Below are 13,270 nucleotides of genomic sequence, written 5' to 3' on the forward strand. Positions count from 1 at the left end.
CCGCCGTCCTGACCAGGGTCTTCGTCGGCTTGCTGCCGTGCATGGATTCCTCCGGGTGGAGTGGGGGGTCGGGGAGTGGGAGGTGGTTCGGGGAAAGGAAGTTCTAAGGGTGACCGGGCGCGGGTGAGCGCTCGTCCGGGTGGTCGCGGTAGACGTACGGGGGCGCCGCCGCGTGCGGGAGGGTGTCCACCAGGTCGGTCACGAGCGCGTGGTCGGGCGACAGCCGGCAGGCCGGGTCCGTGCGGGTGGCGTCGCCGGTGAGGGCGTGGGCCTGGCAGCGGCAGCCGCCGAAGTCCTTGGTCCGCAGCGCGCAGCCGCGGCACGGGTCGCGCATCCACTCCTCGCCCCGGTAGAGGTTGAAGGCCGTCGACTCGTGCCAGATCCACTCCAGGGAGTGGTCCTTGACGTTGGGCGCGTGAAGTCCGGGCAGGGTGGCCGCGGCCGGGCAGGGGTGGACGGTGCCGTCGGGCGCGACCGTCAGCGAGACGGCGCCCCAGCCGCCCATGCAGGGCTTGGCCGTCCCGTCCACGTAGTCCGGCACGACCCACACCAGGTCCAGCCGCCCGGCCAGCCGTTCCCGCCACCGCTCGACGGTCACCCGGGCCCGGGAGACCTGGTCGCGGCCCGGCAGGAGCGCGTCGCGGTTGCGCAGCGCCCAGCCGTAGAACTGGGTGTTGGCCAGTTCGAGGCGCTCGGCGCCCCAGGCGAGGGCGAGTTCGACGAGATCGTCCAGGGCGTCGAGGTTGGCGCGGTGCAGGACGACGTTCAGTCCGAGCGGCAGGTCCGCCGCGCGTACGAGGGCGGCGGCCCGTTCCTTGGCGGCGAACGAGCGTGCGCCGGCGATGTGTTCGGAGGCGGCGGGGTCGGCGTGCTGCACCGAGAGCTGCACGCTCCGCAGCCCGGCGGCGGTCAGCGCGGCCAGCCGTTTCTCGTGCAGGCCGACGCCGCTGGTGACGAGCTGGGTATGGATCCCGGCGCCGTCGGCGGCCGAGACGATCTCGGTCAGGTCGCGGCGCAGCAGCGGTTCGCCGCCGGAGAGATGTGTCTGTATGACTCCGAGGCCGGCGGCCTGGCGGAACACCCCGGCCCACTGTTCGGTCGTCAGTTCGCTGTCCCGGCCGGTCAGTTCGACCGGGTTCGAGCAGTACGGGCAGCGCAGCGGGCAGCCGTGGCTCAGCTCGGCGAGCAGCGCCCACGGCGGGTCCGGCCTGGTCGGTGCCGTCACGTGAGCCAGCCTTCCGCGCGTAATCGCCCCAGAAAGACCGGGACTTCGTCGGCGACGGGTGCGCCCGGGTGCTGTGCGGAGAGCGTGGCGACGATCGCGCCGACGTCGTTGGCGCCGTCGCACAGGCGCAGGACGGACCCGGCGCTGCCCCGGAGCACGACGACGCGTTCGGGCAGGACGAGCAGGTCCGTGTCGCGTACGCGGTCGTGCCGCAGGACCACCGACCGGGAGAGGGCCGGTCTCCAGGCGGAGTTGACCTGCTGCGGTCCGGTCATGGCCGCTCCCCCGCCGGTCCCTGGTCGATCGCGTCCAGCAGGGACCAGAGCACGTCGCACTTGAAGCGGAGCGCGGCGACCGCCGCTTCCTGCTCCCGCCGGGTGGTGGCCCAGGCGATGACCAGGGCAAGGGCCTCCTCGCTGTCCCGGCCGCCCTGGCCGATGCGGTCCCGGAAGTAGCGCAGCCCGTCGGCCTCGATCCACCGGTAGTGGAGTTCGAACGCCTTGATGCGGGTGCGCATGATGCCGGGTGCGGCCAGTTCGGTGAGGGAGGCGGCGACGGCTTCGAGCGGGGAGCCCAGCCGGCAGAAGTTGACGTAGCCGTCGACCGCGAGCCGGACGCCCGGCAGGACCTCCGTGCCGGAGCGGAGACGCGCCCGGTCGATCCCGGCGGCCTCGCCGAGCCGCAGCCAGCGTTCGATCCCACCCTCGCCCTCCACCAGGCCGTCGTGGTCCTGGATACGGCGGAGCCAGGAGCGGCGCAGCGCGGAGTCGTCGAACTTGGCGAGGATCAGCGCGTCCTTGACCGGGATGTGCCGCTGGTAGTGGAAGCGGTTGATGATCCAGCGGCGCAACTCGCCCGGTTCCAGGGTGCCTTCGTGCATGCGTACGTTGAACGGGTGACGGTCGTGGTAGCGCTCGGCGGGTACGGCGCGCAGCCGGTCGGTGAACTCACCGGGGCTCCAGGGTCCGCCGGTGCGGGTCGCTGTCGGGGCGGCTGTGCTCACAGCTCGATCACCATTCGGTCGGCGGCGACTTCCAGGCCCCACTCCCCGAGCAGCGCGTGCTGTGGGGCGTCCGGGTCGCCGAGTGGGTTGGTGTTGTTGAGGTGGGTGTAGAGGCAGCGGGCGCGCAGCCCGGAGAGCCGGCGGGCGGTGCCGCCGGGACCGGCGATCGGCAGATGGCCCATGCCGGTGGCCGTCCTGGCGGAGATGCCGGTCCTGACGGGTTCGTCGTCGTCCCAGAAGGTGCCGTCGACGATCACGCAGTCGGCGGCCTCGACGGCGTCCTGGAAGGTGTCGCTCCAGCGGGCGAGGGCGGGCGCGTAGACGAGGCTGCGGCCGGTGGCGCTCTCGCGCAGCCGCAGGGCGACGACCCAGGTGTGGTCGTCGTCGGCGCCGTCCGGGGTCACGGCGTAGCGGGGGCGTTTGGGTGAGACGGGTACGGCGTCGATCTCGATGCCGCCGCTCTTGGTGAGCGGCACGGGCCCGTCGCCCAGCTCCCGCCAGTCGAGGCGGGTGTACGGGGTGAGGATGTCGTCCAGTCTCATGAGCCCGGTCAGGGCGCGGCGGACGGGGCGGGTGGCGAGGACGTCGAAGCCGTCTGCCTCGCGGAGCCGGGCGATGCCGAGGGTGTGGTCGAGTTCGGCGTCGGTGAGGATCACTCCGGCCACCGGGGTGTCGCGTGGTCCCGGCCCCGGGCGCAGGGCGGGGCTGTCCTCGATCTGGTCGCCGATGTCGGGGGTCGCGTTGACGAGATACCAGCGGTCCTCGTCGGCGCGCAGGGCGAGTGAGGCGTGACGGCGGCGCCGGTGCGGGTGGGCGCGTGCCCCGGCGCAGCCGGGACACGCGCAGTTCCACTGAGGCAGTCCGCCGCCCGCCGCGGTGCCGAGCACCTGGAGCAGCATGGCGGTGGGGTCTACCGGTCGGTCAGGGCGTAGGCGGTGACCTCGAGCGCGGTCTCGACGACCAGGAACTCGGGGGTCTGCCAGTTGATCGTGCCCATCGTGGCTTCCGACGGTTCCTGCGTGGGTTCCTGTGAGTCCTTCATGAGCCGTTGCCTGCCTTCCTGAGATGTGGGGGTTCAGGGAGTGATGCAGCAGTGACTTCTCGTTGGCGCACTCATTCAAGGCACTCATTCACATGAGTGTCCGGCGTTCAGCCATCTGCGACAGCGTTGCGTCTCGGTGCTGCCCGGTCAATGGTGCGGACCGTTCCTCATCGGACCACATCTCGCCGCGGCCGGGGGGTGGCCGAACGCGTCAACTACCCGTGCGAGTGGCAACTTTCAGCCGTAGGCGCCTGTACGGGGCCGAGCCTGATGACCATCTCCGGGCGGTCCCACATCACCGCGGGCGGGTTCGCCGCCACGGTACCGACGCGTTCGGCGCCCACCCGGCGGTAGAAACCCTCGGCGGGCGGGTGCGACACCACGCGTACGGCGTCGGCGCCGGCGTCGCGCGCCTGCCCCTTCATGTGCTCGACGAGCAGCCGGCCGACACCGAGACCCTGTGCGGCGTCGGCGACGAACATCAGGTCCAGCTCGGGCGGGGCGAGCAGCAGGGCGTAGAAGCCGAGCAGCCGGCCGTCGGGGGCGGCGGCGAGGAAGACCCGGTGGGTCTCGATGTAGTCGGGCCCCACCCGGTAGCCGTCGATCATGGGTGCGTACGGGCCTTCGTAGGCGCTGGACACCTGGACGAGCCGGGTCAGCCGCTTGGCGTCGCGCGCGGTGGCCCGCCGGACGGTGCCGGCCGCGGCGGACCGGGTAATACGCGGGGTCATGGTCCGAGTATTACCCACCCGGCCGTGCGCCCGCTCGCCGGGCTGCCGGGGTGCGGCCCCCCTTGTACGGTCGGAAGGAGGGCTCGTCCGGCCGGGACCCGCCCGGACGAGAGGAAGCAGCCATGCTCGGCAGCAGCAAGGCGTTCAGCGGTTTCGCCGTCGACGACATCCCGAGGGCGCGTCTCTTCTACGGCGAGACGCTGGGCCTGGACGTCACGGAGGCGAACGGCATGCTGCGGCTGCGTCTGGCGGGCGGGGCTGAGGTGCTGGTCTATCCGAAGCCGGACCATGTCCCCGCCACGTACACGATCCTCAACTTCCCCGTGGACGACATCGAGACGGCCGTCGACGAGCTGGTCGCGCGGGGCGTGCGCTTCGAGAGCTACCCCGGCATGGAGACCGACGAGCGGGGCATCTTCCGGCTCGGCGGCCCGTACATCGCCTGGTTCACCGACCCGGCGGGCAACACGCTGTCCGTACTCCAGGACCGCCCGTCCTGATCAGCGCTCCCGCGAGCCGGTACCGTCGCGGCGGGCCCAGGCCGGCAGGACGAACCAGCAGAGCACGAACCACACCACGAGTCCCGCGACGATCCACAGCGCGACGGCGTTGTGCAGCGCCACGCGCAGGATCAGCAACAGGGCCGACGCCATGGTGCAGAGCAGGAAGACCAGGCCGATGACGGTGAGCCGGGAGGCCCACTCGACCATCTGGGGCTTCAACTGCCGCCCCGTGACCATCCGGTGGAAGGACACGGGTGCGATGAGCGCCCCGGTGGTGACGGCGCCGAGCACCACCGTGGCGAGGTAGATGTTGGTGTCGGTGTCCGACAGGTCGGTGAAGCGCGGCTGGAATACGACGGTGAGCAGAAAGCCGAAGAGGATCTGCACGCCGGTCTGCGCGACGCGCACCTCCTGAAGAAGCTCCGCCCAGCGCCGGTCGGCCTGTTCCTCGGGCGACTCGTCACGTCCCGTGGGTCTCTGCGCGTCGGGTCTTCTCGTCTCGGGTCCCGCGGTGTCGTCCGTCATGCCCCTCCGGGTTTCCCCGTAGGTCGCGTCCATGCCACGTTCCCGGTGTCGCTTTCGTGCGGGCGCCGACGAGCGAGGCTCCCGCCCCGAATCCGTGCCGGCCGCGAGACCCTCCGCCGTCCCCTGCCCGTCCTCATGAACGAACCCGCGGTTCGTCCAGCGAGCACATCAGAGAGTGAGGGAAAGGGTTGGTGCGCGGCTGATCATGTATGCCTCAGTTCCGTGGGCTGTGTCGAGCGGCGTAGCAGGGGCAGCGACGTGGCCGCGGCCAGCAGGCAGGTGGCGAGCATCAGGGGTGGGACGGCCAGGGCGGAGTAGGGCAAGGTGAGTTCGTGTGTGGCGAGCGACGCGTACCAGATTCCGACCGCCAGGCCGCCGGCGCCCGAGACCAGTAGGGCCGGTGCCAGCGGCAGGGCGGTTTCGAGGAGCACTGCGCGGCTCAGAACCTTCCTTGGCACGCCCGCGGCGACCTGCCGGGCAAGTGCCCGGCGCCGGGCTGCCACGGACTCGGCGGCGCTCACGGCGACTGAGACAAGGACGATGAGGAGCCCGACCAGGATCGCCGCGCCTGCCAGGTCGATCCCGCCTGTGTAGAAGTCCAGGTCGGAGCGAGTCATGAGCCTTTGGTCCGACAGCGCGTCGAGCAGCGTCTCGCGTACCCCCATGAAACCGGTACCCACCACGGTCACCAACAGGACGGCCGCATGGGTGCGCGCAGCCGCCCAGGGATCTGCGGACAGTCGCTCGGCGGCGATGAGCAGGGCCGGATTCTCGGCGCGCGCCGCGTACCGGCGTCCGGCAAGCCGGGCCATGCCGCCGCTAACCCACACGCCCCCCGCGCCGACCAGGAGCAACGCGCCGAACATGACCGGCAGAACCAGCCCGGCGGGGCCGTACGCGAGCGCGAGGATGCCGCCGGTCACGGCGGCCACGAGAAGGATCGCGCCCCGGGCGAGGGCCCGCCCGCCGCCCTGGCCGCGGGGCAACAGCTTCACCTCGCCGAGAGGTGAGGCGACCACCCGGCGCAATGCGCCCAGGCTCACCGCCACGCCCGCGGCCGGGACGGCGACCATGACGGCGGCCATCCACCACAGCCGAGCAGGAGGCTGGCCGGCGACAAGCACGGACCCGGCCACCGCCACGATGCCCACGACGGAGCCCAGCAGGCACGCCAGCCCGGACTCCAGCGCGGCGATCCGCCGTACCCGTGCCGGGGCGGCGCCCGCCAGCCGCAGACAGGCCATACGGCGGTCGCGGTGCACGGCACCCAGCCGCGCGCACTGTGCGAGGAGGCCGAGGCCGGGGATCAGAAGGAGCAGCAGCGCCAGTAGCACACCACGGCGTTCACCCGGGTTGTTCAGCAGACCATGGGCAACCGGAAGGTTCGCGTATCCGCTTATGGAAGCGACGGCGGCGGCCATCGCGCCGAAGGTGGCGACACTGGCCGCACCCACCACCGTGAGGCAGATCCGCCACCATTCACGCCGGTTTGAGCCACTGGTGAGCAGCCAGGCCAGCCGCAGATCCGTCCTCACGCGGACACCTCCAGTGTGGCCGTACGGCCGTCTGTCAGCCGGATCTCACGGTCGGCGTACGCGGCGATCGTCGCGTCGTGCGTGACCAGCAGCACCGCTGCGCCCGACTCTCGTGCGGCCGAGGTCAGTTCGGTCATCACCTGCTCACCCGCAAGAGAGTCCAGGGCGCCTGTCGGCTCGTCGGCGAACACGGCCTTCGGACTGGTGACCAGCGCGCGGGCCAGGGCGACACGCTGTGCCTGGCCGCCGCTGAGTTCACCAGGGCGCGCCTCGGCCCGGTCGAGCACCCCGAACCGCTCCAGCCAGGTACGTGCCTGCTTCTGGGCGGTGCGCCGGTCTGTTCCGTTGAGGATCAGCGGCAGGGAGACGTTGTCAACCGTGGTGAGCTCGGGGATGAGCTGCCCGAACTGGAACATCACCGCGAAGTCGGTCCGACGCAGTTCGCTGAGCCGCTCCTCGGGCGCGCTGTCGAGGCGCTCGGCGCGGTACGTCACCGGCCCGTGATCGGGCCGGACGATGCCTGCCATGCAGTGCAGCAGGGTGGACTTGCCGCTGCCGCTGGGGCCTGTCAGGGCGAGGATCTCCCCGGCGTTGAGCTCGGCGGACGCGCCGCACAGCGCGGGGGTCGAGCCGTAGGCTTTGCGTAATTCCCGGGCGGTGACAAGAGGTTGGCCGGGCGCGGGCTCGGTGGTGTTCACGTTGCGTCGACCTCCGCGGTCAGGGTGGCGAGCCGGCCGGCGGTGGTCGTCATCCAGCGCAGGTCGGCGTTGAGGTGGGTAAGGGCGTAGTCCGCCGAGAGCACGGTGGCGAGATCGGCGCCTTGTGCGGACTTCACCGCCGTGAGCTCCCGCATCCGCCGCATGTGCGAGGCCCGCTGCGCTGCGAGATAGGCCGCCGGGTCGCCCCCGGACAGGATCGCGACGACGACCTTCGTGAAGATCTCGTTCGCGACGAACGGTGCGGGCGGCGTCACGGACATCGCCCAGTCGGCGAGTTCACGCTCTCCGGCGTCCGTGCGGCGGTACATCGTCCGCTCCGGGCCGCCGTCGGAACTGGTCTCCTCGATCTCGGCGAGCCCGTCCCGTACCAGCCGCTGCAGGGTCGTGTAGACCTGCCCGTAGGCAAGCGGCCGGGCCTGCGGGAAGCGCTCGTCGTGCCGGCGCTTGAGGTCGTATCCGTGCCTCGGGCCTATGGCGAGCAGGCCAAGGAGGATGTGGCGGGTGCTCATGGGCATCAGTATTCACCAAGTACATGTACTCAGTGAATAGTTGAGAGAGTCGCCGCGGCCAAATCGCTGTGACCTACCTCTCAGTCTGGGTGAGTGAGGTGCTGACCGAACGCGAGGAGATCGAGGGCGGATCCGCCGGGCGGAAGCCGACCTCGACGGCGCCTCCCGGGCGGCACGCACGCCGTTGACTGCCCGCGACGAGTCTGTACGTTCCGGGGTACCGGGGGCCGTGGGGCCACCGGTTCGGACGAGGTGACGGAGGCTGCATGAGCGGGTTGGTGTCCGGGGTGCGTGGTTACTGCGACGAGCGGTTCATGGTGGTGCGGGACGCCTTCGAGGAGAACTTCCGGGCGCGGGACGAACTGGGCGCCGCCGTCTGCGTCGTGGTCGGCGGGGAGAGCGTCGTGGATCTGTGGGGCGGGTGGGCGGACAGGGCGAGGAGCCGGGTGTGGGAACGGGACACGCTGGTCAACGTGTGGTCGACCACCAAGGGGCCCACCGCCCTGTGCGCGCATCTGCTGATGGACCGGGGGCTGCTGGACCCGGACGCCCCGGTCGCCGCGTACTGGCCGGAGTTCGCCGCGGCGGGCAAGGAAGGCGTACGCGTACGGCATCTCCTGTCGCACCGCGCGGGGCTCGCCGGGCTGCGGGAACCGCACAGCGCCGAGGAGTTGTACGACTGGCAGCTGACCACGTCCCGGCTGGCCGCGACCGAACCCTGGTGGGAGCCGGGGACGCGGTCGGGCTACCACGCGCTCACCTACGGCTTCCTCATCGGTGAGGTGATCCGCCGCATCACCGGGCGAATGCCGGGCGCGTTCCTGCGCGAGGAGGTCACCGGGCCGCTCGGTGTCGACTTCACCATCGGGCTGCCGGAGAAGGACGCCGACCGTGCGGCCGAGCTGGTCCCGCCGCCCGCCATGCCCCCCGCCGTACAGGCCGCGCGCCTGGCCGGGTTGACGCCGGTCGCCCTCGCGGCGCTCCTCAACCCGCCGGTGGGCGCCGGCACCGCGAACACCGCCGCGTGGCGCGCGGCCGAGATCCCGGCGGCCAACGGGCACGGCACGGCCCGCTCGGTCGCCGCGCTGTACGGGATCTTCGCCGGGCACGGCGAGTACGGGGGCCACCGGGTGCTCTCCGCCGATGCGGTGGAGCGGGTACGGGAGGGGCAGGGCAGCTGCCGGGACCTGGTGCTCGGCGCGGGCTTCCGGCACGAGACGCAGGCGGGTCTCGGGCTGTGGCTGAGCGGCCCGAACGGCTCGTACGGTCCGAACCCCCGCGCGTACGGGCACGACGGCTTCGGCGGCTCCTGCGGTCTCGCCGACCCGGACGCGGGGATCGCCATGGGGTACGTCATGAACCGGATGGGACCGGACATCGCCGACGACCCGCGCAAGATGGCGCTGGTCCGCGCCGTGTACGCGGCGGTGGGGCGCTGAGCGCGTTTCTGACGGGTCAGCACATCCCGCAACGTCGCACAAGAGAACAGCCGTGTCCGGATGCGGACAGCCGGAAGAGCCGAATCGGCGCCAACTCAAGGCCAGAGCACATACTTTCAGCCATCGAGCCGGTGAACTCAATTCGTACGTAGGCCCCATAGCGCCGCTCAGGCATCAGCCGTGATCCCTGGCCCGTACCCGAAGAGCGGCCTCGGACGTGGCCGTACACACCGCTCATACCGGATACCCAAGCACCGAGCAAACCGTGTGTGTTCGTGACGTGACCCGTCCCAGCTCCTCGGTATACAGGCTCAAACCCACTGCCCCACAGGGAGTTCACCCCCGAACCGGACGCCGCGTCACGGCATCCGGACGCTTTGCAGCAAACCGATGACCCTGCGGAGGCAAAGCGGTGGCAGTGCCTCCGCCGAGGGAGCCAGGGCGGGCCGACGGAACGCGCCCGGCCGGGGGTCCGGAAGTCGGCCTTGTGTACGGCGCGTGGCCCGTCAACGATTCGAACCGTGCGGAACGACAGGTACCGGGCCGGCAACGACCGGCCGGGGACCGTCGCACGAAACAACGGCCCACACCCCACGGGGCCGTGCGTTCCCCCCACCGATGGAGGATTTCGTGACCTTCAAGCGCTTCTCCCCCCGCAACGGCGTGTCCAGACGCGCTCGTGTCCTGGCCGTGTCGACCGGCCTCGTGGCCGCCGTCGCGCTCGCCGTCCCGTCCGCCGTCGCCGCCCCGGCCCCCGAGGCCAAGGTGACGGCCGCCCAGCTCGCCGACGCCAGCTCCGCCGTGCTCGGCGCCGACGTGGCCGGCACCGCCTGGTACACCGACAAGGCCACCGGCAAGATCGTCGTCACCGCGGACAGCACCGTCTCGGCGGCCGAGCTGGCCGAGGTCAAGTCGGCCGTCGCGGACACCGACGCCGGTCTGACCATCAAGCGCACGCCCGGCACCTTCAGCAAGCTGATCGCCGGCGGCGAGGCCATCACCACCGGTGGCGCCCGCTGCTCGCTCGGCTTCAACGTGACCAACGGCAGCACGAACTACGCGCTGACCGCCGGTCACTGCACCAACATCGGTAGCAGCTGGTCCATCGGCACCACCGCCGGTTCCAGCTTCCCGGGCAACGACTACGGGATCATCCAGCACTCGAACCCGAGCGCGGCCGACGGCAGGGTCTACCTGTACAACGGCAGCTACCAGGAGATCACCGGCGCGGGCAACGCCTCCGTCGGCCAGGGCGTGCAGCGCAGCGGCAGCACCACCGGTCTGCACGGCGGCACGGTCACGGGTCTCAACGCGACGGTGAACTACGGCGCCGACGGCATCGTCACCGGCATGATCCAGACCAACGTCTGCGCCGAGCCCGGCGACAGCGGCGGCGCGCTCTTCGCCGGCACCACGGCGCTGGGCCTCACCTCCGGCGGCAGCGGCAACTGCTCCTCCGGCGGCACCACGTTCTTCCAGCCGGTCACCGAGGCGCTCAGCGCCTACGGCGTCTCGATCATCTGAGACCGACAAGGCATCCGAGGCGTCCGGGAACCAAGAGGGTGACGATCCTCTGAGGCTCCGCAGGACGCAGGGGCATCCGTCCCCGGCGGGCCGCGCCCATGGCGCGGCCCGCTGTCGTGTGCCGGCGAACGCTCACCGGCCGCCGTCGCGGCCCCGGCCGACCAGGCCCGCCTCGTACGCCGCGATCGCCGCCTCGACCCGGTTGCGTACGCCCAACTTGGCCAGGATCGCGCTGACATGGGCCTTGACCGTGCCCTCGACCAGGAACAGGCGCCGGCCGATCTCGGCGTTGGACAGCCCGCAGCCGACCAGCGCCAGGACCGCGTGTTCGCGCTCCGTCAGCCGCTCCGTCAGCCGCGCCGCCAGCGGCCCGACCGCCGCCGCGTCCGGGCCGCCGGTCCGGAGCCCCGCGACCACGCGGGCCGCCACCTTCGGTGAGAGATACGCGCCGCCGCCGGCCACCGCGTGCACACCCGTCAGCAGCTCCCTGGGGTCGTCCGCCTTGAGCAGGAAGCCGTCGGCGCCGCCGCGCAGCGCGCGGGCGATGAAGTCGTCCTCGCCGAAGGTCGTCAGCATGACCACCGCCGTGCCGGGCAGCTCGCGGTGGATCCACTCCGCCGCGGCGATCCCGTCGAGCCCCGGCATCTGGATGTCCAACAGGGCGACGTCCGGGCGGTGTTCGCGTACGGCGTCGACGGCCTCCTGCCCGTCCCGCGCCTCCGCGACGACCTCGATCCCCGGATCCCGCGCCAGAATCGCCCGCACCGCGGCGCGGACCAACGCCTCGTCGTCTGCCACCAGCACCCTGACCACGGGCGGAGTGTACCGAGCCGGACCGTACGGAGGTCCCTGACGAACGTAGGGGGCGTGTTCGGCGACGTACGGCACGGCGCGGCCCGCCCCGCCCGGGAGCCGTCAGCTGTCAGCCGTCCGTGCCCGGGATCACGTCCTTGGTGACCAGGCGCGAGCCGTCATAACAGAGGCGGTAGACGTCCACCTGGTCGAGGAGGCTGCCGTTCGAACGGTAGAACTCGCAGACCGTTCCCGTGGGCCGGGGGCGGGACTTGACGGAATCGGAGACGTACGGGAACCGGCGCGCCGGGAGGGTGTGGGCGAACTCGGCGCGGCTTTGGCCGATCCGGAGGTCGGCGAAGTCGGCGGGGCGCAGTACACAGGTGGCCAGCTGGAACGCGGCGTAGGCGGCGGACCCGACGGTGAGCAGGGCGAATCCGCCGGGGACCACGAACGCGGCGGCCATGCGCAGCCTCGTACGGCGGCGGGCGGCGGTGAGTTGGCGTGCCGACTCCGAATCGCCGGGGGGCGCCGGGTCCCGGCCGGTGTTCGCCGGGCGGTCGGGCAGCGTCGCGACGACCTCGAACCCGTGGCCGGAGGGCGCGGCCCGCAGCGTCCCGCCGACCGGCTCGACCCGCTCACGCAGCCCCGCCAGGCCGTGTCCCCCGGATCCCGGGGGTGTCAGCCTCCCTTGTTCCGGGGCCGTGTTGGTCACGGTGACGCGGGTGTGCCCGGCCTCGTACGTGATCCGTACCCGTACGGCCGCCCCAGGGGCGTGCTTGGCCGCGTTGGTCAGCGACTCCTGCACCACCCGGTACACGGCCCGCTCCACGAGCGGCGAGAGGCCGGGCGGCGCAGGGCTGCCCTCCTGCCGCAGGTCGACGGTGACGCCCGAGTCCCGTGCCCGGTCCACCAGTTGCCCGACGGACTCGGTCGTCGGCGCGGTCGCCCGGTCGGCCCCGTCGTCGCGCAACACCCCCACGGTGTCCCGCAGATGACCCACCGCGTCCGACACGGCTGCCCGCAACTCCCCCAGGTCAGCCCGGTCCTGACCGGTCAGCGTGGGTGAGAGTTCCAGGGCGCCCGCCCGCAGCGCGACGAGGCTCAGTTCATGGCCGAGGGAGTCGTGCATGTCGGCGGCGATCCTGGTGCGTTCGCGCAGCCGGGCCTGTTCGGCGACGAGCCCTTGCCGCCGCTCCAGGAGCCCGGCCCGCTGCCAGCCGCCGTGCACGAGCGCGAGCCTGGCCTGCCAGTAGCGGCCGAACAGCCAGGGCACCAGCAGCGCCAGGGGCACGATCGTCAGCGTCCAGTACCACCACACCACGCTCACGCCCAGCGCGGCGCAGAGCGCCAGGTCGAACGCGAGGCAGCCGCCGAGCGTCAGCAGCGCGGCGCGGGTGCCGGTCGGTCCGGCGCCCAGCAGACAGGCGAAGACGGCGAGGGCGAGGACGTACGCGTTGGCCGGGGTCAGCGGGTGGACGAGGCCGATGGCGCAGAGCGCGTCGACGGCACACAGGGCCGCCACGGGCCATCGGCGGCGGGCGGGGATCGCGACGGCGAGCACGCCGAGCGGCAGCACCAGTTCCAGGGCGACGGAGGGTTCCGGGTGGCCCACGAACCAGACGAGCGCGGCCCCGGCCAGGGCGGCCCACAGCGCGATGTCACCCACCACGGGGCGCACCGCCGCCCCCGTCACCCCGCTGTTCCCGCCCCGCCTCAGCAC

The 13,270-nt window shown here is 72.1% G+C and carries 15 protein-coding genes; 3 read left to right on the forward strand and 12 right to left on the reverse strand.

All coding sequences use genetic code 11. From position 1 onward, the window contains the following. Positions 1-103: 103 nt before the first annotated feature. From pqqE to BHU15_RS08705, 6 genes are all read right to left on the reverse strand, one after another. A complete protein-coding gene (gene pqqE / locus BHU15_RS08680; protein ID WP_069626666.1) occupies positions 104-1,234 on the reverse strand; it encodes a pyrroloquinoline quinone biosynthesis protein PqqE in 1,131 nt (376 codons plus the stop codon). Further along, a complete protein-coding gene (pqqD, locus tag BHU15_RS08685) occupies positions 1,222-1,500 on the reverse strand; it encodes a pyrroloquinoline quinone biosynthesis peptide chaperone PqqD (RefSeq protein ID WP_069626655.1) in 279 nt (92 codons plus the stop codon). Before pqqD ends, pqqE begins: the two co-directional genes overlap by 13 nt. After that, positions 1,497-2,228, reverse strand: coding sequence for a pyrroloquinoline-quinone synthase PqqC (gene pqqC, locus BHU15_RS08690; RefSeq protein WP_069626656.1), 732 nt, complete (start codon positions 2,226-2,228; stop codon positions 1,497-1,499). The genes pqqD and pqqC overlap by 4 nt, the downstream gene beginning before the upstream one ends. Further along, positions 2,225-3,127 carry a pyrroloquinoline quinone biosynthesis protein PqqB gene (gene pqqB, locus BHU15_RS08695; protein ID WP_069626657.1) on the reverse strand — a complete coding sequence of 301 codons (903 nt, stop codon included), beginning with the start codon at positions 3,125-3,127 and terminating at the stop codon, positions 2,225-2,227. Before pqqB ends, pqqC begins: the two co-directional genes overlap by 4 nt. 11 nt (positions 3,128-3,138) lie before the next feature. Beyond that, positions 3,139-3,270 carry a pyrroloquinoline quinone precursor peptide PqqA gene (pqqA, locus tag BHU15_RS08700; protein WP_023537811.1) on the reverse strand — a complete coding sequence of 44 codons (132 nt, stop codon included), beginning with the start codon at positions 3,268-3,270 and terminating at the stop codon, positions 3,139-3,141. 215 nt (positions 3,271-3,485) lie between these two features. Then, on the reverse strand, positions 3,486-4,001 hold the full coding sequence (locus BHU15_RS08705; RefSeq protein WP_069626658.1) for a GNAT family N-acetyltransferase: 516 nt from the start codon (positions 3,999-4,001) through the stop codon (positions 3,486-3,488). Positions 4,002-4,123: 122 nt separating this feature from the next. On the opposite strand from BHU15_RS08705, the gene BHU15_RS08710 reads away from it, so the two are divergent. Then, positions 4,124-4,501, forward strand: a complete 378-nt coding sequence (locus BHU15_RS08710; RefSeq protein WP_069626659.1) for a VOC family protein — start codon at positions 4,124-4,126, stop codon at positions 4,499-4,501. Here BHU15_RS08710 and BHU15_RS08715 read toward each other — a convergent pair whose 3' ends face one another. The 4 genes from BHU15_RS08715 to BHU15_RS08730 form a co-directional block, all read right to left on the reverse strand. After that, positions 4,502-5,029 (reverse strand): DUF6328 family protein, encoded by a 528-nt coding sequence (locus tag BHU15_RS08715; protein WP_069626667.1) that lies wholly within the window; start codon positions 5,027-5,029, stop codon positions 4,502-4,504. 203 nt (positions 5,030-5,232) lie between these two features. After that, the gene (locus tag BHU15_RS08720; protein ID WP_069626660.1) at positions 5,233-6,564 is read right to left on the reverse strand and encodes an FtsX-like permease family protein; all 1,332 of its coding nucleotides are present in this window, start codon (positions 6,562-6,564) and stop codon (positions 5,233-5,235) included. Next, positions 6,561-7,262 carry an ABC transporter ATP-binding protein gene (locus BHU15_RS08725; RefSeq protein WP_069626661.1) on the reverse strand — a complete coding sequence of 234 codons (702 nt, stop codon included), beginning with the start codon at positions 7,260-7,262 and terminating at the stop codon, positions 6,561-6,563. Before BHU15_RS08725 ends, BHU15_RS08720 begins: the two co-directional genes overlap by 4 nt. Continuing rightward, entirely contained in the window at positions 7,259-7,792 is a 534-nt protein-coding gene (locus BHU15_RS08730) for a PadR family transcriptional regulator (RefSeq protein ID WP_069626662.1), read from the reverse strand. Before BHU15_RS08730 ends, BHU15_RS08725 begins: the two co-directional genes overlap by 4 nt. Positions 7,793-8,058: 266 nt before the next feature. On the opposite strand from BHU15_RS08730, the gene BHU15_RS08735 reads away from it, so the two are divergent. Next, positions 8,059-9,231, forward strand: a complete 1,173-nt coding sequence (locus BHU15_RS08735) for a serine hydrolase domain-containing protein (RefSeq protein ID WP_069626663.1) — start codon at positions 8,059-8,061, stop codon at positions 9,229-9,231. A gap of 630 nt (positions 9,232-9,861) precedes the next feature. Further along, positions 9,862-10,755 (forward strand): S1 family peptidase, encoded by an 894-nt coding sequence (locus BHU15_RS08740; protein ID WP_247748394.1) that lies wholly within the window; start codon positions 9,862-9,864, stop codon positions 10,753-10,755. Between the two features lie 132 nt (positions 10,756-10,887). Here the strand turns inward: BHU15_RS08740 and BHU15_RS08745 are convergent, their stop codons facing one another. Beyond that, positions 10,888-11,559, reverse strand: a complete 672-nt coding sequence (locus BHU15_RS08745; RefSeq protein WP_079128009.1) for a response regulator — start codon at positions 11,557-11,559, stop codon at positions 10,888-10,890. 118 nt (positions 11,560-11,677) lie between these two features. Next, positions 11,678-13,270, reverse strand: a 1,593-nt coding sequence (locus tag BHU15_RS08750) for a sensor histidine kinase (protein WP_368483193.1), incomplete at its 5' end; no start/stop codon positions are given.

The sequence above is a fragment of the Streptomyces niveus genome, assembly GCF_001723055.1.
In the GTDB taxonomy this organism is placed as follows: Bacteria; Actinomycetota; Actinomycetes; order Streptomycetales; family Streptomycetaceae; genus Streptomyces; species Streptomyces niveus.